At 40.6% G+C, this 22,141-nt stretch carries 18 protein-coding genes; 9 read left to right on the top strand and 9 right to left on the bottom strand.

Features of this window, described 5'->3' with window-relative positions; all coding sequences use genetic code 11:
* Positions 1-12: 12 nt before the first annotated feature.
* Entirely contained in the window at positions 13-1,407 is a 1,395-nt protein-coding gene (locus ACQ96U_RS13230; RefSeq protein WP_431721731.1) for a cytochrome-c peroxidase, read from the top strand.
* Between the two features lie 95 nt (positions 1,408-1,502).
* On the opposite strand, the gene ACQ96U_RS13225 is transcribed toward ACQ96U_RS13230, so the two are convergent.
* Both ACQ96U_RS13225 and ACQ96U_RS13220 read right to left on the bottom strand, forming a co-directional pair.
* Positions 1,503-1,913: a cupin domain-containing protein gene (locus tag ACQ96U_RS13225; protein WP_431721730.1), complete on the bottom strand. Its 411-nt coding sequence runs from the start codon at positions 1,911-1,913 to the stop codon at positions 1,503-1,505.
* A 96-nt stretch (positions 1,914-2,009) separates the two neighbouring features.
* A complete protein-coding gene (locus ACQ96U_RS13220; protein WP_431721729.1) occupies positions 2,010-3,119 on the bottom strand; it encodes an MBL fold metallo-hydrolase in 1,110 nt (369 codons plus the stop codon).
* A gap of 145 nt (positions 3,120-3,264) precedes the next feature.
* On the opposite strand from ACQ96U_RS13220, the gene ACQ96U_RS13215 reads away from it, so the two are divergent.
* The 4 genes from ACQ96U_RS13215 to ACQ96U_RS13200 are packed head-to-tail and all read left to right on the top strand — an operon-like array spanning position 3,265 to position 6,169.
* Positions 3,265-4,176, top strand: coding sequence for a LysR family transcriptional regulator (locus tag ACQ96U_RS13215; protein WP_431721728.1), 912 nt, complete (start codon positions 3,265-3,267; stop codon positions 4,174-4,176).
* A gap of 32 nt (positions 4,177-4,208) precedes the next feature.
* Positions 4,209-4,706 carry an HD domain-containing protein gene (locus ACQ96U_RS13210; protein ID WP_431721727.1) on the top strand — a complete coding sequence of 166 codons (498 nt, stop codon included), beginning with the start codon at positions 4,209-4,211 and terminating at the stop codon, positions 4,704-4,706.
* A 53-nt stretch (positions 4,707-4,759) separates the two neighbouring features.
* Positions 4,760-5,209, top strand: coding sequence for a hypothetical protein (locus ACQ96U_RS13205; protein ID WP_431721726.1), 450 nt, complete (start codon positions 4,760-4,762; stop codon positions 5,207-5,209).
* 39 nt (positions 5,210-5,248) lie between these two features.
* On the top strand, positions 5,249-6,169 hold the full coding sequence (locus tag ACQ96U_RS13200) for an ADP-ribosylglycohydrolase family protein (protein ID WP_431721725.1): 921 nt from the start codon (positions 5,249-5,251) through the stop codon (positions 6,167-6,169).
* A 122-nt stretch (positions 6,170-6,291) separates the two neighbouring features.
* Here ACQ96U_RS13200 and ACQ96U_RS13195 read toward each other — a convergent pair whose 3' ends face one another.
* The gene (locus ACQ96U_RS13195) at positions 6,292-7,083 is read right to left on the bottom strand and encodes a hypothetical protein (protein WP_431721724.1); all 792 of its coding nucleotides are present in this window, start codon (positions 7,081-7,083) and stop codon (positions 6,292-6,294) included.
* Between the two features lie 637 nt (positions 7,084-7,720).
* Between ACQ96U_RS13195 and tnpA the strand changes: the two genes are divergently transcribed.
* The 3 genes from tnpA (at position 7,721) to ACQ96U_RS13180 (ending at position 10,481) form a co-directional block, all read left to right on the top strand.
* A complete protein-coding gene (gene tnpA / locus ACQ96U_RS13190) occupies positions 7,721-8,155 on the top strand; it encodes an IS200/IS605 family transposase (protein ID WP_215821466.1) in 435 nt (144 codons plus the stop codon).
* Positions 8,156-8,647: 492 nt separating this feature from the next.
* Positions 8,648-9,034: a hypothetical protein gene (locus tag ACQ96U_RS13185; RefSeq protein WP_431721723.1), complete on the top strand. Its 387-nt coding sequence runs from the start codon at positions 8,648-8,650 to the stop codon at positions 9,032-9,034.
* A 13-nt stretch (positions 9,035-9,047) separates the two neighbouring features.
* Positions 9,048-10,481 carry a hemoblobin-interacting domain-containing protein gene (locus ACQ96U_RS13180; protein WP_431721722.1) on the top strand — a complete coding sequence of 478 codons (1,434 nt, stop codon included), beginning with the start codon at positions 9,048-9,050 and terminating at the stop codon, positions 10,479-10,481.
* 214 nt (positions 10,482-10,695) lie between these two features.
* Here the strand turns inward: ACQ96U_RS13180 and ACQ96U_RS13175 are convergent, their stop codons facing one another.
* Positions 10,696-12,006, bottom strand: coding sequence for an NAD(P)/FAD-dependent oxidoreductase (locus ACQ96U_RS13175; RefSeq protein ID WP_431721721.1), 1,311 nt, complete (start codon positions 12,004-12,006; stop codon positions 10,696-10,698).
* 92 nt (positions 12,007-12,098) lie between these two features.
* Entirely contained in the window at positions 12,099-14,186 is a 2,088-nt protein-coding gene (mnmC, locus tag ACQ96U_RS13170; RefSeq protein WP_431721720.1) for a bifunctional tRNA (5-methylaminomethyl-2-thiouridine)(34)-methyltransferase MnmD/FAD-dependent 5-carboxymethylaminomethyl-2-thiouridine(34) oxidoreductase MnmC, read from the bottom strand.
* Between the two features lie 480 nt (positions 14,187-14,666).
* Between mnmC and ACQ96U_RS13165 the strand changes: the two genes are divergently transcribed.
* A complete protein-coding gene (locus tag ACQ96U_RS13165) occupies positions 14,667-17,927 on the top strand; it encodes a sensor domain-containing protein (RefSeq protein ID WP_431721719.1) in 3,261 nt (1,086 codons plus the stop codon).
* Positions 17,928-18,148: 221 nt separating this feature from the next.
* Here ACQ96U_RS13165 and ACQ96U_RS13160 read toward each other — a convergent pair whose 3' ends face one another.
* The 4 genes from ACQ96U_RS13160 to ACQ96U_RS13145 form a co-directional block, all read right to left on the bottom strand.
* Positions 18,149-19,882 (bottom strand): amidohydrolase, encoded by a 1,734-nt coding sequence (locus ACQ96U_RS13160; RefSeq protein WP_431721718.1) that lies wholly within the window; start codon positions 19,880-19,882, stop codon positions 18,149-18,151.
* A 91-nt stretch (positions 19,883-19,973) separates the two neighbouring features.
* Complete coding sequence (locus ACQ96U_RS13155) at positions 19,974-20,303, bottom strand: AzlD domain-containing protein (protein WP_431721717.1); 330 nt, start codon at positions 20,301-20,303, stop codon at positions 19,974-19,976.
* On the bottom strand, positions 20,296-21,078 hold the full coding sequence (locus tag ACQ96U_RS13150) for an AzlC family ABC transporter permease (protein WP_431721716.1): 783 nt from the start codon (positions 21,076-21,078) through the stop codon (positions 20,296-20,298). Before ACQ96U_RS13150 ends, ACQ96U_RS13155 begins: the two co-directional genes overlap by 8 nt.
* 39 nt (positions 21,079-21,117) lie before the next feature.
* A complete protein-coding gene (locus ACQ96U_RS13145) occupies positions 21,118-22,098 on the bottom strand; it encodes a bifunctional helix-turn-helix transcriptional regulator/GNAT family N-acetyltransferase (RefSeq protein ID WP_431721715.1) in 981 nt (326 codons plus the stop codon).
* Between the last annotated feature and the right edge of the window lie 43 nt (positions 22,099-22,141).

The raw sequence follows: 22,141 nt of genomic DNA, 5'->3' as shown, positions 1-22,141 counted from the left end.
ACAATAATAGCTATGAACGGACACTTAATAATAAAACATATTTTCCTGTTGCTCGTTTTATGGATATTGAATGAGAATGTTTATAGCGACGATAGTGTATACCAATTTACTGCTGGAGATATTCAATTTTTATCACAGTTTAATTTATCCAATTTACCACCATTACCTGATGCTCAAGATAACCAGTTTGCAGATTCGCTAGCTGCCGCATCTATTGGCAAGCAGCTCTTTTTCGACACGAGATTTAGTGCAAATCAACAAGTATCATGCGCAACTTGTCATAATCCGCAGCGGTATTTTACTGATGGTCTAGTCGTATCAAAAGGCATGTCAGAAACACGACGCAATGCGCCGTCTATCATAGGCGCTGCTTATAGTCCTTGGCAATTCTGGGATGGTCGTAAGGATAGCTTGTGGTCTCAAGCATTAGGTCCAATGGAGTCTGGTGTTGAGCATGGGTTAAGTCGATTGGAAGTGGTCCAGTTATTTATACAACACTATTTGCCCTCTTATAAACAGCTGATGACAGAATTAGAGAAGTCAAATAACTCAGTATCAAAGGAATATTTTCAGCAACTCACCTCATTATTAAAACTTAGAACTCCAGCAAGTCCAGATGGTGTAACGCAAGGTCAAAAAAACTGGCAGGAAATCAGTCAAGAACAACAAAGTTTAATCAATCGAATTTTTGCTGATGTAGGCAAATTACTAATGGCCTATCAGCGCCAATTACGACCATTGCCAAGTCGCTTTGATTTATTTGTTAAACAACTTGAAAAAGATACAGGTAATACGGTTAAACTGAAAGAAATTTACACAGAAGATGAAGTTGCAGGGTTAAGGTTATTTATGGGAAAAGGCAACTGTGCCAGCTGTCACAATGGTCCACTTTTTACCAACTATGAGTTTCATAATATTGGTGCACCTGAAGCAGATATAAAACAGGTTGATATGGGGCGTTATGATGGCGTAGCTGCATTATTAAAAGATGAATTTACGTGTTTGTCATTATGGAGTGATGCAGATAAACACGACTGTCAGGAAATGCTTTATTTAAAAAAACAAGGACCAGAACTTGTAGGTGCTTTTAAAACACCCTCTTTGCGAAATGTTGCTGAAACAGCACCTTATATGCAAAGTGGGCAGTTTGCCACTCTGGATGATGTTTTAGCACACTACAATAAGCCTACTCCACCTTACTATGACCGAGAGCAGCACCCTTCCAGGCCACATTTTGATATTTTACCGTTAGGGTTGACCCCTGAAGAGTTACAACAAATTAAGTCTTTTTTATTTACCCTGACGGGTGATATTAAGCTGGCAGATAAGTGGTGGCAGCCACCAAAGAGCGCTATAAAAGATACCGCGCTCGTAAGTAAAACTGCAAAGTATTTTAGTGTCAGGTGACAGTTATTTATTTGATTATTTTTAATAAAATAAGCACTACTATATTATTTATAGCAGTGCTTTAGTTGAATTGTTACATTTTTAATGAATTCCTTTTACTCTTGTAAAACTGTCAAAGGCTCTTCCTTAATACCAGCATAAAACACGATAAGTTCTGTAGGCTGTTCAGTTTCATTCTTGCCATAGTGCCATTGGTTGACAAGTTCAACAAGAGTTTCTCCGGCTTTTAAGTGTTTAGTTTGGTTTCCTTCTGATTTAATTACTGTTAACTCACCACTTAATACGTATGCAGCATTTATTACGGGGTGTCTATGAAGTGGGAGCTGAGTATTTGGAGGGATGGTATACTTTAGAACAGTCACTTCTGGTTGACCTGCAGGGTAAGCAGGGAGGGGTGTTCCATCCCAACTGGTTCTGGTCTTACTTAACGTATCAACGCGCACTTCAGCACTAAGCGTAGTTGATAGTAATAAAAGTGAAAATATTTGTAGCACTAAAATTTTCATACTATAAACTTATTGATAATTTAATATGATGAATTAAGTTGTGGAAATGTTGCGTTTAAAAAACGTAATTGTTTTAAGGTGAGTAGTGTTTTATTGTTAATGATCCATAAGTTCATTTAAGACCATAGCCGCATGGCTTTCAACGACACCTGCATCAAATCCATACATATGGCTATACTTATTTCTCAAACGCTCTTTAACTTGTTTGGTAATGGTATTTTGCCAATGTTTAAACCAAATAAAGTGATTACCATCAGCTTTATTTGTAGGGTAATCCGCTGAATTTAGAGCTTCTTTTGTCGCTTTAGTTAAATCATGTATATAGTCAAGTAGTTTTTGGATATCTGTTTTAGTGCCAATATTACCGTGACCGCCATTTATAAAATCCCATTTGGTACTAAATTTGTCGCTGACTAAATAATTTAAGTCACGAATATATCCATGGGGGAAATGTTCAGCACCAGCAAAATTATAAAATGGCAATTGGTCTGGATTAATCATATCTGCAAAGTGTATAACCCTTTCTTCTGGGAGCAGGATTAATGTATTGTCTTTGGTATGCCCCGCACCTTTCAAACGCTTTAGTATAAGTTGTTGTTTGCCAAAATGAATGGTCTTCATACTTTTAGAAAATGTTTCGGTAGGAAGCGGTACCTTGGGGATACGTGAGCCATTGTTACTCAAGCTTGCATATTGTTTAATATTATCGTTTATCTGTTTATTCGCAATAATACGAATATGATGCTTGGCGTTGTTTGGATATTTTTTATTATTAAGCGCAATTAATGTGTTTGTACCACCAATGTGGTCTAAATGATAGTGGGAATATATAATAGCAGTAATGGGTTTATCTGTGATTGAGGTAATGGCATTAAAAAGTGCCTTAGCACTGTCAGGTCCTAGGGGATCAATCACTAAGACACCTTCATCATTTATTATAACGGTAGCATTATAATATTGAACGCCAATCCAGTATGTTTGCGTACCAATTTTTTGAATTGTGTATTCATTATCATATTGTAAGTTGAATAAATCTTTAATTTTTTCTTCAGTTTTTAAAATTACTTGACTTGAAGGTTCAACATAATTGATAGGTAAGTCGTTATGATGAAGGACTGGTTCCTGTTTAAGTTGTGAACCTGCATATGCAGTTAAACAACTTGAAAGAAAAAAGGGGGCTAATGAAATCATTATGCGTTGCTTCATTTTCTCAAACTCCTCTTGGTAATTACTACCGCTAGCAAGTAGCTGGTTAACTTTAAGCCAATTAATAACTATACTTCCAATGCATAAGTAATATAGTTAACATGCATGAAGTGAATATCTTGTTTTGGTGGCGTAGGGGAACCGCGTGGCAGCCTTTAACCTTCGTAAGCTGGATTTGAACTTGTTAACAGTACTAGAACAGTTACTTGATTGCCGTCATGTCAGTCAAGCAGCTTCTGTACTCAATATGAGTCAACCAGCAGTCAGCCGAGCGTTGGCTCGTTTACGAGAACAGTTTGATGACCCTCTTTTGGTAAAAACACCAAATGGTTATAGATTAACGAAGCGAGCTATCTTGATACATAATCAGCTTCAACAGGTATTATTGGGTGTTAGGGAGATGATGCAGTGTGAGGAGTTTGATCCTGCACGCTTTAAAGGTGAGTTTAAAATAGCTGCGTTAGACTATGAAATGTTCGTTGTCATCCCCAGGCTAATGGCAAGGCTGCGTGAGACAGCGCCAGGTATTAGTATACAAGTTATGCAGTATGATCCTCATATTGGCTTATTATCATCGTTTAATAATGGAATTGATCTGATTTTATATTCGACCGATGATGCACCAGAAGGAATTTTTAAGCAAAAATTATTCAGTGATAATTATGCAATCGTGATGTCCAATACCCATCCCTTGGCTAAGAAAGAGATTAGTGTCAAAGCCTATTGCACGTTAAAGCACGCTATTGTTTCGGGGGATGGGATAAAACCCACAGATATTGATAAAGCACTTAAACAGTTAAAGCGTAAACGAGATGTTATTTTATCAGTACCTCACTTTGCTTTAGCCCCGAAAATAGTTGTGAATAGTGATTTTGTCATGACGATGCCAAGTAAGTTAATTAAGTATATTGGTGAGACCGAAAATATTTGCTTGAAGAAGTTACCGCTAACCATGGCAGACTTTTTTATCGAGCAGTTTTGGCATGAACTGAATCACTATGATCCTGTTCATCGTTGGTTACGACAACAGGTAAAAGAGGTTGTTGATGGTCTATAGTACACAGGAAGGAATAGAAGAATAGGTGGATTATGATAGACAAAGCAAGACGATTTGCGATCGAAAAACATGGACGCCAAACTTATGGAGATAAACCATATTCATATCATCTGGATAAGGTCGTTGAGCTTTTAGCCCCTTATGGCGAAGTGGCACAAACGATTGGTTATTTGCATGATGTTGTTGAGGATACGGATGTTACGCTTGATGAACTTGCCAGGGAGTTTAATCAGTTTATTGCTGATGCTGTGGCGATTTTAACTGATCAGACGGGGGCAAATAGAAGAGAGAAAAAACTGAAAACATACGCATTAATGGAAAATGTGACTGGCGAATTGCAAGTGGCATTGGTCGTCAAAGCTGCAGATCGCTTAGCTAATCTTCAAGCATGTATCAAGTATAACCGATACGATAAACTTAAAATGTACTTAGAAGAACATGAGCATTTTAAAACAGCGGCTTTCAGACCTGGTTTAAGTGATGATTTGTGGCAACAAATAAATGAGTTACTTGATGTAAGTACACTGTGAAAAGAGTTTAATGATCAGTCAATGATGAAAGGCTACAAGGTTACTTAATATTTATGAATTGGAATGAGTATAAATCAGCATTCCTAGCGGATGGCAGTTTAAGAAAGATACTAATAAAAAATGTCAGCATTGATGACTGGCAGCTATTGATTGATTTTTTACGTAGTACTGATGCTAAGTTAGATTTATACAAGTGTGGTGAGAAAGTTAATCTTCCTCATAGTGTCAAAAATATCGTTACGAGTATTGAACAGTCTTATAGCTTAATTATCACATTAAATACGATTAAGTTGTGTTGTGAATTTGCTAAAGGGCAACAAATAATACTGACATTTGACCCCTCCGAAGTTGATGATGAAATAAAGGCTAGAATTATATTTAGATTGATGTCGACAGTTGGTAGGCGGTTGGATAAATGTGTGATACTTGCCCTGGATGATGGAATTAATAAAACATTATTTGAATATACTCCTGGTGAAGGGCTTAAGTATTTAGCACCTTGATGTTGTTAGTGATGACTAAGTAAGGGGCATTTGAGAATTATGGCGGTAGGTATTAGTGTGGAAGATAGAATCAAAGGTGCTCTAGTGGGGCTAGCCTGCGGTGATGCAGTAGGCACTACACTTGAGTTCAAACCGAAAGGGTCATTTATGCCAATCAAAGATATGGTGGGTGGTGGGCCTTTCAATTTAGAAAGAGGTCAATGGACGGATGATACGTCAATGGCGTTATGTTTAGCGCATAGCCTGCTTTATCGGCAAGGGTTTGACCCAATAGACCAGATGAATCGTTATTGTAACTGGTATCAACACGGTTATATGAGCTCTAATGGTGACTGCTTTGATATTGGAATCACAGTAACCAAAGCGCTTAATCGATACCTACAAACAAACAACCCATTTAGTGGTTCTGAAGATGAGTACTCATCAGGTAATGGTTCTCTTATGCGTTTGGCCCCAATACCGATTTTTTATCAAAGTAATTACCAACAATGTATTTTCTATGCAGGAGAGAGTTCCCGCACAACCCATGCATCGGTAGAGTGCATTGAAGCCTGTAAATTATTCGCCAGTTTGATACTGAGTGCTTTTAAGTCAGATAAAAAACGAGAAATATTCGAAGGTAACAAGTATGTATCATCGTGTAAAAAAATCGAAGATATTGCCCAGGGGAAATTTATTGATTTGAATTATGATGATAACCAAGGAAGTGGCTATGTTGTTGAAAGTTTAAATTCTGCATTGTGGTGCTTTTTTAACAGTGACTCCTTTGAAGAAAGTATCTTGCTTGCTGCTAACCTTGGAAATGATGCAGATACTACTGCTGCGATTTGTGGTCAAATATCCGGTGCCTTCTATGGTTTTTCAGCTATCCCAAAACATTGGCGTGAAGGCATTTACATGGGCAAAGAAATAGAAAAATTAGCCATAGATCTTTACTTGATGGGTAAAGGTGATGTTTGAGTGGTAAGAAGGGTGACAGTTAACGTTCGATTGCTTAAAAATAACAGAATGCCAGCTTAAGCCTGAACTTTTAAAGATTCTGAATTTATTACCACAGTAAGAGCATTTGGGATATTGTTTTATTAAAGAGCAATATCCCTGTAGCGTTGAGTTTTTCTTTCCATTTCTAACTGTCGCTGCATAATACTGAGTTCAGCACGATTTTTTCTTTCAGTATTTTTTAATAGTTGTGTCAAATAGTCATATCTCTCTTGGAATTTTTGTTTCTGTGTTTCTAACTGCATGGTTAGTGCATTATTTTTATTAATAAGGTCTTCGTTAACTTGTTTGGCTTCAAGCAAGGCTTGTTTAAAACGATTAAGTTCATCATTAAACTGTTTATTTAATTGACTAACTTGTTGTTGATTTATTAATAAGGGATGATCATGAGTGCTTTCGTTAGAAGCGACATCTTGAATAGCACTTTCCTCAGCTGGGGTTTTTGAAGTACTTAAGCGAAGGCGATTTCGTTTTGCTGCTTCTTTAATGAGAGTTAACTCATTAATGGAATTGTTGGTGCTTTGGTTCCACAAGCTTGAGTAGTATGTTTTATTTGAGCAAAGTGTTTGTGTAACAAGCTTGGTTGACCCATTGCCAAGACAAGGTCCTTGTTCAGTGCTTGATAATATTTGCTTAAAAGGGATGTTCCAGGAACGATCAGCCATTCCATCTTGATCAAAGTCGAGAAGAAATAAAATAATCGCAGTGACATGTAGATGAGTATCAATCAACACATAAGCACATCTAACTGTTTGATTTTTTAGTTCATCCATACAAACGACGCCATCTAAAATAGCTTCAAACTCAGGCATGAGTATTTCTTTAGAAATACCCTGAGTATTGAAGAACATAACGGCTTCAGTGTGCTTATTCAAGGTCAGCTCCTTTACCTATATCTATCTCTCTAAAAGTAATGTGTAAGAAAATTCTTTTTGATGGAGAGACATGTTTGCTTTTTTTAGCCTAACTCATATACAGTTAAACTTCGGCTTATTATAGTGATATAGCCAGATTGAAGCTGTGATGTTAATAGCAATAAATTGAATATGTTTTTCTGGTTTTTATAAAAAAATATTTTTTTATTCTAAAATTAAAATAATAGATGCTTTTAAACAAAAAGCTATTAATACATGACAGTTTAGAGCATTTGGAAATAACTCGGCTGGATGAGAACGACTATCTGATTGACTCAAGCAGTGAGTATGAACGTTAGATTGTGTCTTGGAGCGGGATTGTTTCTCAAGTATTAATCATAGTTCCTTCTCTCACTATTCTTAGTTTTTTGGGTGAGGTCTTGTCTTGGTTTGTCATTACACCGCTGATCTTTTTTGGGTATATTAGTTTAATGATTGCTGTGGTCAACCTTGCACCTTGTAAGGGGTTAGATGGTTATTATTGTTGGCGAGTAATACCTTTTTATTAGTCTCCTAAAAGGTTAAAACCATCGGCTTTAGCCGGTTAGCTTTAGCTATGATACTCTGAAGCTGCTTATGAAGTAGTAGGGGGATAGTAATGGAGTACAGATATGGTAGTCATACAATTTTCAAGATTCAGTACCATTTTGTCTTTGTGACGAAATATCGTTATCAGGTATTAAAAGGAGATATAGGATTTAAAGCTCGAGATTTAATAAGACAGACCTGTCATGCATTTGAAATTGATATATTAAAAGGTGTGATTAGCAAAGATCATGTACACTTGTTAGTTTCAGCCCCGCCAAATATAGCTCCAAGTGAAATAATGCGAAGAATAAAAGGTCGAACGTCAGCCAAGTTGTTTGAAAGTTACCCAGATTTAAGGAAAAGATATTGGGGGCGTCACTTTTGGGCAAGAGGATATTTTTGTGTGACGTCAGGGGAAGTGACAGAAGAAATGATTAAAGAATATTTAGAGCATCATTTTGAGCCAAGAGTAAACGATAATTTTAGGACTGAAGATGAATACTAAACGGGTCTTGGACCCGTATCCGGACTTTCAGTCCGTAATACTAACCCACCTACTTTCAGTAGGTGGTTGTTGAGTTTAAAAAAAAGAAAAGAAAAAATAAAGAAAAAGTGACCAAGGAAAAATCCGTTCAAGATTATAAAGTAAGAGTTCGAAATTTCGCATGACTAACAGGTTTCTTGTTGTCCTTAATTCGTGAAAGACAAATTGAACTGTGCTAAAAAAACTCAAAAATTATGCAAGCGGCTGGACATCTAAAACGACAGTAATTAATATACTGATCGTCAATACTTTTATCCCAAATGAAAGGGATATCAAACAATAATAATGAGCGTACACTTTATGTTCAGCCTATAGTGAAGAGGTTTATACACGTAAAACAGTGTGTCATGAAGTAACCGCTGAACTGGATTAGCCTGTTATAAGGAAGTAATGCACTGTGTGATTGGTTAATTACGCAGTGTTAGGTTATTGAGATTCAAATAGGGATACATAATGAATCGTTTTAAAAAGGCAGCCATTCAGGGTAGCTTGCTCTTGTTATCTGTGTGTAACTTTGTTGCTTTGCCAGCAGTGTATGGTGCTAGCAAAGAATCTTCTGCTGATTATAGCATTGTTGAAAATACAATAGATGACTACTTGTTAGCAGATCGTTCGGGTATTTATCGTATCCAATATACCGCTTATGTTGTTATCCACTTGAAAAAAAACCTCCCTAAAGATGCACGTTTTTTCTTGAACGGAAAATCGATGATTTTTCAAAATGTTGATACCTCAGGATTGGTGTTAAAGGCTGAAGTGACAAGTTTTCACGATGTCTGGTTAGAGGTCAGGTCAACACAAGGATCGATTCATCAATTATTGACGTTGAAAAACGGATAAGGGAGTTCTGGGCATGAAAAAACAAGTAATGAGTGTTTTGGGTGTTTTACTGTCTAATGTATCGTCAGTTTATGCTGCGCCAGACGAAGTCTTTGGTTACTTACGTATGTCCGTTTTTGACTATCATACTCGTTATTTTGATGAGGCTGGTCATGTTCGTATTTATCCAAAGCGCGCCCAGATTGACTTAACAGCAGATCAACCAGAACCTCAGTATTTATTTGCAGCTGATACACCTTTGGGAAATGATATTGTCATTTCCTTTGCGGTAGATGAGGCATGGTCTCAGGCGATTTATAAGGTGGCTAAAACGGATGCATTGGGTAATCCAGCGAATGAGCGTGAATTAATATGGCAGTTGCAGGATAACACCATTGTGATTGATGGTAAGTCAGTACCGCTTACCGGGTTTAATGGTTTGCATGAAATTGTAGTGAGAGCCCACGGCTATAAACCACGCTTCATTAATGTGCATTTAACCCAAAAAGCACCTAAGATTTTTGTTGCCAATGGTCGTCAACCTACCATTGGCCAGGAACTTACCCTTAAGCTGAAGGATTTAAACTATCGCTTTAAAAATCCTGTCTATGAAGTGGCAGTTGATAATCGAGTCTTGGCTGATAGCGACTATCGTGTTGTTGCTAACCTGGTGACCATTAATGATTATGTGGTGAAGACACCTGGTGTTCATTTCATAAAATTAAAAGCCTGGGGATATGAAACGGCCAAGCGGGCTTTAAAGTTTGCTAGAGGTTATAACAGCGCATCATCCGCTCTGCCGACAGAGTCAGGTGATTCAAATTCATTAGCAGCAGGGCCTTATATGAATGCTGCTGTCGTATTTGACTTTGACTTGGTTAGTAATGCTTATATTTTGCAGGCGCTTGGCTATAAGACTCGTGCGATAGAACGTATTATTGATACCTGGGAAAATACCGAGAAAACAATGGTTAGAAGTAAAAAAGGTAACATTAATGCTGCTTCGGATTTTTACCGTTGGGAAGATTATACCTACGCAATAATGGAAGCTGAGGTTGAGGATCAGCATTTAACATTTGACAACTTTGTACAGTCAAACCCAGTTGAATATCAAGGGCGTCCTTATCAAGTAAAATTTATGCTGGCTGATGGGCATTTTGGTGAGGCTGTTGCTTTTAACCAGGCTATTGCGCAAGAAGCACCTGAGCTTGAAGTATTTTTCGATGAAAGAAAAGGTGTTGTCAAAATCCGTTCTGTGACGAATCAATCTAGTGAAAACCTAGAGAATTGGTTAAAGCATCTTGAACGCGTCAAAGTGGGTGCTACTCAATTGTGGGGCTATGAGTATGCAATTGAAGAAAGTGCTTTAATCATTACGAGTCGTGAGCGATTTATATTGGGAAATAATCGTATTACGCTAATGGCTAAAGATTTTCGGGATGTAACTCTGGACGTCATTATTAAATAAATACCTGTGGTATTTCGTATATACGCCAGTGGGTAGACAACGGCTGGATAATGCTCTGTCGAACTGGTTGCCACAAGGATGCGGCAACCAAACCTCCAGTGAAGGATTCACGGTGAGTTCGATGGATGTTATCCAGACGTTGGACAAAGGTGCTTTAGAAAATGGTTGTTGTAAAGGTTGTGTTATTTGTGCATTACCTTGGGGGAATGCAATGTTAATGTAACCAATCCTTTAGCTGGTAATACAACATTCCTAGCGCTAATAGAGGAGATCTGAAGCGTCTTCCTCCTGGAAAATGCATATGTTTTATTTTTTTAAGTACGGCAAAACGTGTTTGGTCACCATTAATGGCTTCCGCTATTAATTGACCTAATAAATGACTCGCACTGACACCATGGCCTGCATAAGCTTGAGCATAAATAATATTATTATCAATAATCCCTAATTGTGGCATGCGGTTCATACCAATACCAAGGAAACCACCCCAAGCATAATCAATCTTAACACCCGCTAATTGTGGAAAAACCTTTAGCATCGTGGGATAGAGTGACTGTTGAATATTTTTAGGATGCTTACCGGAATATGTGCATAATCCCCCAAACAATAGCCGGTGGTCAGCGGATAATCGAAAATAATCTAACACCGTACGTAAATCACATACGGCCATATTATAAGGCAGTAGTTGTTTAGCTCGATGCTCACCCAATGGTTCTGTCGCAATCATATAGCTGCCAGCAGGTAGAATTTTACCACTGATTTCAGGAAGTAAATGACCTAAATAGGCATTACCTGCGGCCACTAAATAATTTGCTGTAATTTCACCATGCGGGGTATGAACGATCACTTTTTTTCCACGACTGATAGTGAGTGCAGGGGAGTTTTCATACACCAATACGCCTAGTTCTGTTGCTGCTTGTGCTTCTCCTAAGCATAAATTTAAAGGGTGTACATGAGCGCCACCCATATCAATGAGTCCCCCAATATACCTTGGAGAATTAACATATTGTTGGATATTTTCTTGATTGACTTGCTGTAAACGGTGAGGGTAATGGTAGTGTTCGCAGGCTTCAATATGTTCTGTAATTGCTTTCATATGACTGGGTTTTAAGGCGACTTCAAGAAAACCCCAGGTAAGGTCGCAATCAATGCCGTATTTTTCAATACAGTCAGAGACTCGTTTTACCGCTTCATGTCCCATATCCCATAAGCGTTGTATACCTGTTTCACCAAGGGTTTTACGAAAGGGTTCTAGACCATGACCAATCCCAGTGAGCACTTGGCCACCATTACGCCCAGAAGCTCCCCAGCCAACTTGATGAGCCTCTAGCACGGCAACATGATAGCCAAGCTCAGCGAGCGCTAGTGCCGTACTTAAACCGGTAAAGCCTGCACCAATAACACACACATCAACCGCTTGCATGCCCTGAAGCTGAGGCCAAGTCCAGGGTTTTCGTGTCGCGGCATAATACGACAGAGGATGGTTTTTGGTGTGTATCAGAGGATCATAGTTGAAGCCATCAAGCATGGGCGTATTATCCTTATTATCTATCTCTCCATCAGCTGGAGAGACTTTTTATACCTTTCGTTGATGTTATTCATCAAGAGGGTTTTAGCTTATTAAATTTGTCGGCGTTTTAATCTTCTTATTAAAAAGCGGCTTGGATGAAAGGCTTGTAATACTTCAGTTGGTAACGGTATAGGTTCTCCCATCAGGTAACTCGCGATAATTTCACCCGCCAGTGGCGCGCTAATAAGCCCTCTGGAACCATGAGCTGCAGTAATCCATAGTCCTGGTTGATAAGGCGGTGGGCTGGTAAATGTAGCGTTACCATTCTGCCGTAACAGGGCATAGTGTTCGATAAAGTGAGGTTGATCAGGAACCGGCCCGACAATGGGTAAGTAATCAGGGCTGCTGCAGCGAAAGCCGACCTTGTCATTATTGATAGCGTCAGGGTCCAGGGTATTTTCTGTACGTTCATAAAGCTCAGGCATAAGCTGACTGAGTCGCTGAAGGTTTTCCTGACGATCTTGCACAGTACATGCACTATCAGCATTGTCATGAGTAAAGGTTGCACCCACATGGAGTACATCATCTACCATGGGGGATATATAGCCATCACCACAAATAACCGTTTTTGGGCTTAAGCCTTGGAAGGGTAATTGACTGACTTGACCTCTAATGGCTTTCATAGGCAGTTCAACATCAGGCAGCAACGTTTGGCAGGTATGACCTGCAGCAATGATGACATGGGCTGATTCCCAGTGTTGATCTGTTGTAGTCACATGCCAGACTTGTTCGGTATCTCTTGACTGGCGTACTAATGAAGTGACCTGTTGATGATAATAAGTTGTGATATTGGGATGGTCCAGCATAGCTTGACATAATGCTTGTGGCCATACCCAGCCACTGGTTGGCCACCATAACCCTGGATATTGAATATGACTTCCTGCTTTTGCGGTTAACTGCTCTGCAGTTTGGTACTCAAATAGTTGTGTAGGAAATAACCCACTCTCTACCAAAGTTGCCTGACGTTTGGCTTCGTGCTCATTAAATGCTAATTGAATTAAACCGCAATTATCCCAGCTTTTACCTTGATGGATTTCTGCGGGTAATAGTTGTGGTAGAAGACGAGTGGTGTATTGATAACCTGCTAATATCAGTTGTGAAAGCGGTGTTTGGTGAGAGGATAATTTGGCATAAAGCATACCTTGGCGATTACCCGATGCCGCTTGGGCTGGACCTGAGTGCCGATCTAACACCTTAATTTGCCAGCCTCGTTGCGCGAGGGAATATGCAACACTAGCCCCCGCCAGCCCTGCACCAATAATAATGGCCTCTTTTTTTTGCTCAATACTTGTTGCTTTGGTTGAGACTTTATTTAATGTGCCATTAAAAATAGTGGGGGGAGGTTGCCACCAGGAAATGGTTGGCATTGTTGACGAGGTATGGGTGAAATGGCCAATTAACATATCTCGCTTATGACCAAATCCTTTGGTTTTTTCGACCTTAAATCCAGCAGTTTGCAATCCGCGTTTGACAATACCTGCGGCCGTAAATGTACTCAATGTGGTGCCTGTTTTACTTAAACTTGCCATTGTTGAAAATAATTCAGGTTGCCACATTTTTGGGTTTTTGGCTGGCGCGAAACCATCAAGAAACCAGGCATCAACAGCCCAGTTGTTAAGGCCTGCTTGCCCATGCTGAAAGGCTAAATAGGGCAGCTGCTCAAGTGCATCGCCAATTAATAATGTCAGTTGGACATTACCCAGTGCAAAATTAAACCGGTGTATACCTTCAGTAAAAAAAGGTGGATATTGGCGAAGTAAGGCTTCACAAAGCGGTTGTAGCTCTGGCCATAATTTGAGTGCTTTTTCTAAATCAATTTTGGTGAGCGGATATTTTTCAACAGAAATAAATGATAACGATTGAGTGGGCTTACACACCTCAAGCCACTGTTGCCAAGCACATAAAAAATTCAGGCCAGTGCCAAAACCTGTTTCTGCAATAATAAATTGTTGATGTTCTCCAAGTTGCTGCCAGCGTGTGAGCAACTGGTTATGTTGTAAAAAAACATAGCGGGTTTCGGCTAAACCTGATTGACGTGAAAAGTAGACATCATCAAATTGAGTGGATATGGGCTGTCCGTCTCCATCCCAATGAATGGTAGCTGGTAGTGTTTTTGGGGCTGGATGTTCGGTGGTCAAAACTACTCACTCCATAGTATCCATCGACTGTATACCCATTCATGAAATGCTGTATATGCAGGTGTTTCTGAGTACCTATTGCTATTCATTTAAGCATTCACTGTGGGTGTATCTCATAAAGTGAGTACTTTTCCTGTAAATAGATTTTTTTGCAACTAAATAAATCATTTGGCATGAGGATTAAAGAATATTTTTGAATGAAAAGTGAATAATGAATTGGGCTGTATTAAAACAAATAATTGACAGTTTCTTTGTTACTTTATCAATAATTTCTGAATTTGCGTTAAAGGTTGACGCTTTTTTTTACTTAACTGTTGCCCGATAGCAGTGCTGAACTACATTTAGATTAAGGCTTGGTCAGCCAAGGAAGGTGAAGTTCTGTGTGGCAGTTATGTCGGCTTGAACTGTTTTTAAGCTGGCGGGGTGTAGGCTCTGTCATTTAGCCCATGTCAGACGTTAAACAACCTTCAAGGGGGTGGGGTGATAGCTAATTTTATTGTTATCACGATCATAACGCAGTTGTTGGTGCTGTTCTGTTTTCGATTACGGCATCATTTGAGCTTAGCCATTACCTACAGCATGTTGGTTATTTTGAGTGTGCTGTTATGGCGATTTGGCTATGCTGATTTACGCTTATCAAAAGATCCTCAGTCACTGTTATTAGTCGATGTTGCCATTTATAGCAGCATGATGTTGCAAATTCTGTTGTTATATATTTATGAAGGAGATTTTGCGGCACGTGTCGGTATTGGTATCTGTGTCGTCAGTGCGTTGGTGCCCAGTATTAACCTGCTCCTTATTTCGTTCTCTGCAGAAAAAATAGCCGTTGACCCAATGTTTATGGTGCCGTTACTAGGGCCTGGATTATTGAGTGCGCTGGTGACTATTGTGACATTTATTATCACAGCAGTAACCTGGGAATCTATACAAAGACTTGAGCAGTGGCTGCCATTAGTGATCCGAGTAGTCATTACACTCATAGTAGTTTTACTGCTTGATCTCATGCTCCGAGAGCTGACGGCATTTACAAATTATCTATACGCTCAAGATATTACCCATATTGGTATCCTTGGGGTGGGCACTGCTGTTTTGATCGCGACGTTAATGCTATTAGCTTATACCAAATGGGAGCGTCGTCCTGTTCATGGTTTGGCTGAAAAACAGCTCTTTTCGATTTTCTCAGGTCAGCATGAAATGCAACAAGAGGTGGATCGGCTGCGAGAAACCTTGGAACGAATGCATGCCCCAGTAACATCAGCTGAGGGTATCAATGCCGCCAGCAGTCAAGTGCAGGCTATGCTCAATAGTCCTGTTATTCAGGTATTTTCGTTAGATTTGGACTTTCGCTATACCCTCTTTAATGAAACCCATCGTGAGTTGATGCAACGTGTCACGGGGAATGAGATTGGCGTTGGGATGGAGTATTTAGCCCTAGCGGAAAAAATAATCAATAAAGAAGAAGGATTACGTTTTTTTAACCAAATTGTGCGTGGTGAAACCTCGCAAAAACAACAAGAATACTTATCGATTGAAGGGGAACGTATTGTTTATGACATGCGCTACTATCCCACGCTAACATCCGATGGTTACATCACTGGGATTACGGGATTTGGGGTCGATATTACGGAACAGAAATGGGCCGTGGATCGTTTGAAAGAGTCAGAAGAGCGTTGGCAACTTGCGTTAGAGGGTAGCCAGGACGGTATTTGGGACTGGGATGTTGTGAATAATGGTTTTTTCTATTCGCCTCGCTGGTATGCCATGTTTGGTTTTCAGGAAGGTGATATGGCTAATAATGGACAGGAGTGGCTGTCCTTAATTCACCCTGATGATCGAGAAAAAACGTTAAGGGAATTACAAAACCATACCAGTGGTGATAAAGGGTTTTATATCAGTGAGCACCGTAAACGTCATAAAGAAGGTTACTACCTTTGGGTCTTGGAGCGCGGGAAAGCGCTCTTTAATCGACAAGGTTTTCCGGCGCGCTTGCTGGGGACAGTATCCAATATTAATCCGAGAAAAGAAGCTGAAGAACGACTTAAAGCCAGCGAAGAACAACTTCGTTATGCGTTTGAAGTGGCAGATGAGGGTATTTGGGATATCGATCTGCAGCAGAAAAGAGTGTTTTACAGTCCCCGCTATATCACCATGATGGGATACAGCCCTGATGAATTTGGCCATTCGCTGGATGCCTGGGTTAAGTATGTTCACCCTGATGACCAGGAGCATGCACGGGATTTTTTACTGCATAAGGTGATAGAAGAAGGAGAGCATGAGGCACAGTTCCGTATGGTCCATAAAAATGGGGAAGTCATACACATGTTGTCTCGGGCCAAAGTGGTTGCCTATGATAGTAATCAGCAGCCTGCCCGTGTTATTGGTATTCACAAAGATATCACGGATCGGGTCTTGCGCATGGAGCAGATTGAAAACATGGCTTTTTATGACTCCTTGACTAACTTGCCTAACCGCCGATTACTTCTTGAGCGAGCACAACAGAGCCTCTCAATAGCCAAACGTCATAATCACAGTATGGCGGTCATGCTGATTGATTTAGATAAGTTTAAGCATATTAACGATACACTGGGCCACGATGTGGGCGATGGTGTGTTAGTGGAGTTAGGGCGACGCGTCAAAAGTTGTTTGCGGGAGATGGATACCTTGTGTCGGCAAGGTGGCGATGAGTTTACTGTGATTCTTCCCGAGTGTAACTCTGTACTGGCCTTGGATTTAGCTAACCGTATCCATGATACGTTTCATGAGCCATGTTACATTTTGGGTAATCAAGTTCAGCTGGAAGCCAGCATAGGTATTGCTTGTTTTCCGGAAGATGGCGATACACTTTCTGAGCTATTTAAAAATGCTGATGTGGCCATGTATCAAGCCAAGCATAAAGGACTTGAGGTGTCTCTCTTTCAAGAGGAGCAGGCCGAGGTCATGCAGCGTCGTGCAAGATTAGAAAAAGACCTGCAGCATGCAATAGGCTCTTCCCAAATGTATTTGCTTTATCAGCCACGCTTGAGCTTAATCAATGGTGAAGTGACTGCTGTTGAAGTCCTGGCCCGTTGGCATCATCCTGAATATCAAATGATTCCCCCTTCAGAATTTATTCCTATTGCAGAGCAGTCTGGATTAATTCATCGATTAGGTCGGTGGGTCGTTGAACAGGCTTTTGTCCAAGCAACGTGCTGGAAACGGCAGGGATATTCGCTCCGTGTGGCGATCAATGTATCAGCTTATGAATTACAGAATCATCAATTACACACCAATATTCGTGATTTATTACAAAAACACCAGTTACAAGGTTCTGATATAGAACTGGAGCTGACTGAAACAGCAGTGATGTCCAATGTTGAAAGCTCCGTGATGCTACTGAACGATATTAAAGAACTAGGGTTAGGTATTTCTATTGATGACTTTGGTACCGGTTATTCTTCTCTCAGTTATTTAAATCGGCTACCTATTTCCTGTGTGAAAATTGACAAGCAATTTGTGCATCAAATTTCTTCATCAACCTCTGAGGGGGAAGATGATGTGGTCATTGTACGCTCAATTATTACTCTGGCAAAAACAATGGGCTTAAGAACGGTTGCTGAGGGTGTTGAAACCATTGAGCAGCAACAATACTTACAACACTTGTCATGTGATGAAGCACAAGGTTATCTGTACTGTAATCCGCTTGACCCTGATGGACTGGAAAAATACTTAAGAACCCATCAACCTATTAATAAGATAGCTTAATCAAGCTTTGAAGAGAAAAGCCCAAATAATATCTGTAAAAATAATAAATGTTTTGGGTATTTGGGCTCTTAGGGTACCCCTAATAATAGTGATTTTTTTGTGAAAGCAAGGAAGCACTGCACGGAGGACCACAGTGTATATGGCATACATGAGGATCCGAGTACAGCGCTGACACAGCTTTCACGGAAAAAGTGCATTTTTAGAGGTGCCCTTTAATAAAGTCAGTTACTTTGCTTTACTGTACTCGCTTTCAATTGAAATGGATCTTGCTTTGGCCAAACACGTTTTCCTGCAACAAAGGTAGCCATAACTTGAGTTTGCCAAATACTATTTTCTGGGATATTAAATAAGTCCCGATCAATAATAATAAAGTCAGCGTATTTCCCAGGTTCAAGGGTGCCCAGAATTTTTTCTTGAAAAGCAGCATAAGCGGCATTTTGGGTAAAGAGCGCTAGCGCCTCTTCCCGGCTTAGGCGTTGGTTGGGTAACCAGCTTGCTCTAGGTTTTAGGGTACGGTCTTGGCGTGTGATGGCGGCATGCAATCCATAAAAAGGATTTGCAGGTTCAACCGGAAAATCGGAGCCGCCTGTGAGGATAATCCCATGCTGTTTTAAGCGTTGCCACGCATATGCACCTTTTAAGCGTTGTGGCCCTAACCGTTGTTCGGCCATATCACGATCACTGGTGGCATGGGTGGGTTGAACAGAAGCGATTAAGTGGAGTTCACTGAATAAATCCATATCATTAGGATCAACAATTTGTGCATGTTCTATACGGTGACGTCCTGGTTGCTTGTGTTTCAACTGTTGTCTATTGGTTTCTGCTAAACGCTGATAAAGTTTGATCGCAGTACCATTGCCACGATCACCGATTGCATGGGTATTTATTTGCAGTCCTTGTTGAAAGGCAGACTGCACTTGTTTTATTGCCTGCTCAAGAGAATATTGCAATAGACCTTGTTGTCCAGGTGCATCCGCATAATCTTTATAGAGTGCTGCTCCTCGGCTACCCAAGGCACCATCAAGCATCAGTTTTATACTGCGCCAGGTGAACATGTTATCAGTGGTGAGGATAGGGGCTTTTGGTAACCATTGTAGATAGTCATCAGCACTCGCTGAAAGCATGGCATAGACGCGAATGGGCAGCTGATGTTGCTGGGCAAGTTGTTGGTACAGAGCAAGGGTCTCTCCTGAAACGCCGGCATCATGTACGCTGGTTATACCCAGTTTGGCTAATTGCAGTAGCGTGTTTTTCAGTAACAGCTGTTTGTCACTTGCCTGAGCTTCAGGTATGTGGACTCGAACCAGATCCATGGCACGATCGATAAAAATGCCTGTAGGCTTTCCTTTTTCATTGCGAAGAATCTGGCCACCCTCCGGATCTGGCGTGTTGGCATTAATGCCAGCAATTTCCATGGCTTTGCTATTGGCCCAGGCGGCATGACCATCAACCCGCCGTAACCAGACAGGGCGATCACTAATGACCAAATCTAAGTCGTTAGCCTGAGGATAGGCTTGAGGATGCCAGTGCATTTGGTTCCAGCCACGGCCAGTTAGCCACTGCTGTTTAGGGTGCTCGGAGGCAAACTGTTTTATTTTTTGCAAAGCAGCATGTTTGGAGCGACTGGCGGTTAAATCAATGTTTTGCTTTTTATAGCCAAGACCCAGCACATGGCCATGAGCATCGGTTAAGCCGGGTAAAATAACATAGCCTTGGCCGTTGACTTTGTTAATGGTAGAAGGTAGCTGCTGCCATTGATCAGACGTTTGATAAATAGCTTTAACTTTATCATCACTGATATGCAGCGCTGAAAATGTTTTTAGTTGGTTCTGAGCGGTTAATGTATATCCTTGCACATTGTATATCAGCCACTCAGAAGCATACGACAGTGTACATGTAAGTAGCCAACCACAGGCCACAATTAGTGTATATTTATAGACCTTGTTAACAATCATCCTTGATAAAACCCTTTGCTCCATGCCAGTTAAATTGATCTTGCCTATAGATGATGACGCTTAGATGACAGTTAAAGTATCGCCAAGTTATTTAGAAAAAACTTGTTAACCCCCAGCGAGTTAACATAAAAACGCTGATGCCTGCGACCAAGGTAAATAGCAGAGAATTTCTCCACCAGGCAACAACGATGGCAGCCATTGCTGCGATTAACGCAGGGTTATGCATAGACAGATTAAGCGTTTGCTGATCCGATGACAGAATTGCCGGAGCAATAATGGCGCTGAGTACAGCAACTGGTACAAAGCTGAGTGCTTGCTGGGTATTTGTTGATAGACGTACTTGCTGTGCGGCGATAAAAAGTAGACTGCGAATGAGGTATGTAACAGCACACATGCCTGTTATCAATAGTACTTCAAACACGCTTTTTCCCCTCCAGTAATTTAGTGGTACTGATACCCATCATTACACCTGTCACCGCAGCAGCAATTAACCCTAACTGGTGAGGCCACTGTTGGCCAATCATTGCGACCACAGCAGCACTAATAGCCGCAGTGAGCATAGGTGCTGATCGTAACTGGGGAATAAGCAGGCCGATAAAGGTAATGGGCATAGCGATCTCTAGGCCTAATTGGTCAATGGCTGGGAGTGTCTGACCAAGGTGTAGACCTAAGAATGTCGCTATTTGCCAGCAAAAGTACAGGGTAAACATTGAACCTAAGTACAACCAGTGCTGGTATTGGTTTGTTAATGCATCATTATTAGCCGCTGATGGTAGCGAATCCATGTGTTGTGCTTTGGCTGTATGGCTTGATACCACCGCAAACGTTTCATCTGTGAGACCAAAAGCCATTAATGCTCGCCAGCGAAAGTTTAAGGTTTTTACCATGGGCAATAGTGATGCCGCATAAAGTAAGTGCCGGAGATTGACGATGGCGGTCGTGAGAATAATTAATTCCAGACTCACACCACTGGCTAGGAGTCCTATGGCAATAAACTGGCTGGAACCTGCAAATACAAAGAGAGACATGGCTAATGTAGCCCACTCACTCAGGCCACTTTGTAAGGCAAGTGTTCCATAAATAATACCAAAAGGAAGTGCGCCAATAACGAGTGGGATGGTTTGGTGCATGCCTGATATAAAAGCATGTTTGCGATAATTTGTTTGACTGGTAACGAATGAGTTGGATGTGTTCATAAGATTTACAGCTCAATTAACAACATTATTTTTGGTTTTTTAGCGTAAGGTTTTTTCCATATAAATATCGGCTCTGGGAAATTCAGGTAGACCATCAATAGGACCTGTTTCTTTGAAGCCTAATTCTCGATATAAATGAAGAGCCGCTTTAAGCTGACGATTGCTTTGGAGTACCAGGCACTGGGCGCCGACCATGGTTGCCATGCTGATGGCGTATAACATGAGGCGGCGACCAATACCCAGCTGTTGATGTGTTTCTTCGACGGCTAATTTGGAAAGCTCAAAGGTATCTGCAGTTATTCTTTTTAACGCTACAGCACCTATAGGTTGGTCATCCGTTGCAGCGAATAGGATATAGCCACCCTCATTTAGATAATACTCTTCTGGGTGGAATAGTGCGTACTTGTCCAACTCTGTGACAGAGAAGTAACGCTCTAACCATTGTAAATTCAGCGCAGCAAACTGCTCACGCCATTCTGGTTGCCAACCAGAAAGTTTTATTTCTGTAGGACTGGAACTGGTTTGGGATACGTTATCTTGGATATGGTTAAGTTTGGCAAGCCAGGTTTGCTGCAAAGAGTTTTGCCTAATGGCCTGCTCCATCGCAGAAATTGCAGGTAACAGTAACAAGCCTTGCTGACTGCCAAATTGTTGCAGTGTTGAGTGCATTGCTTGCCACAAAGGTATGAGTGACTGGTAAAGTTGGTTGGCTTGTGGCGTTAACTCCAATAATTGTCTTCTTTCATCTTTAGGATCAGGTTGTTTGATCGCTAATTTTGACTTCACCATCATATGAGCCATTTGACTGACCGCCGCATGGGTAACGCCTAATGCTTGGCTGAGTTCACTGATACTATTGGGACCATGACGATAAAGCAGTTGTAGTAGTGGAAATAGACGAGGGTTAAAGTCAATATTTAACGTTTTATAGGTTTGGGTCACTTCACTAATAAGCTGATCACTTAGCCGCTTTAGGCGGCTACCGAGTGCTAAATAATCCAGTTCTGCAAGGAAATCCATATTACTTACCTTAAAGCCTTTATCTTGCTTATTGCTTACTATT

This window comes from Zooshikella sp. RANM57, assembly GCF_050749885.1.
Classification (GTDB): domain Bacteria; phylum Pseudomonadota; class Gammaproteobacteria; order Pseudomonadales; family Zooshikellaceae; genus Zooshikella.
This window is presented reverse-complemented; position numbering and strand designations above follow the sequence as displayed.

What these genes read in the sequence shown, in the direction of transcription:
- ACQ96U_RS13180 (WP_431721722.1), top strand. Translation starts at nt 9,048, where the DNA reads ATGAAAAAACAAGTAATGAGTGTTTTGGGTGTTTTACTGTCTAATGTA.
- ACQ96U_RS13205 (WP_431721726.1), top strand. Translation starts at nt 4,760, where the DNA reads ATGAATTGGAATGAGTATAAATCAGCATTCCTAGCGGATGGCAGTTTA.
- ACQ96U_RS13200 (WP_431721725.1), top strand. Translation starts at nt 5,249, where the DNA reads ATGGCGGTAGGTATTAGTGTGGAAGATAGAATCAAAGGTGCTCTAGTG.
- tnpA (WP_215821466.1), top strand. Translation starts at nt 7,721, where the DNA reads ATGGAGTACAGATATGGTAGTCATACAATTTTCAAGATTCAGTACCAT.
- ACQ96U_RS13210 (WP_431721727.1), top strand. Translation starts at nt 4,209, where the DNA reads ATGATAGACAAAGCAAGACGATTTGCGATCGAAAAACATGGACGCCAA.
- ACQ96U_RS13220 (WP_431721729.1), bottom strand. Translation starts at nt 3,119, where the DNA reads ATGAAGCAACGCATAATGATTTCATTAGCCCCCTTTTTTCTTTCAAGT.
- ACQ96U_RS13175 (WP_431721721.1), bottom strand. Translation starts at nt 12,006, where the DNA reads ATGCTTGATGGCTTCAACTATGATCCTCTGATACACACCAAAAACCAT.
- ACQ96U_RS13145 (WP_431721715.1), bottom strand. Translation starts at nt 22,098, where the DNA reads ATGGATTTCCTTGCAGAACTGGATTATTTAGCACTCGGTAGCCGCCTA.
- ACQ96U_RS13225 (WP_431721730.1), bottom strand. Translation starts at nt 1,913, where the DNA reads ATGAAAATTTTAGTGCTACAAATATTTTCACTTTTATTACTATCAACT.
- ACQ96U_RS13150 (WP_431721716.1), bottom strand. Translation starts at nt 21,078, where the DNA reads ATGAACACATCCAACTCATTCGTTACCAGTCAAACAAATTATCGCAAA.
- ACQ96U_RS13230 (WP_431721731.1), top strand. Translation starts at nt 13, where the DNA reads ATGAACGGACACTTAATAATAAAACATATTTTCCTGTTGCTCGTTTTA.
- ACQ96U_RS13160 (WP_431721718.1), bottom strand. Translation starts at nt 19,882, where the DNA reads ATGATTGTTAACAAGGTCTATAAATATACACTAATTGTGGCCTGTGGT.
- ACQ96U_RS13185 (WP_431721723.1), top strand. Translation starts at nt 8,648, where the DNA reads ATGAATCGTTTTAAAAAGGCAGCCATTCAGGGTAGCTTGCTCTTGTTA.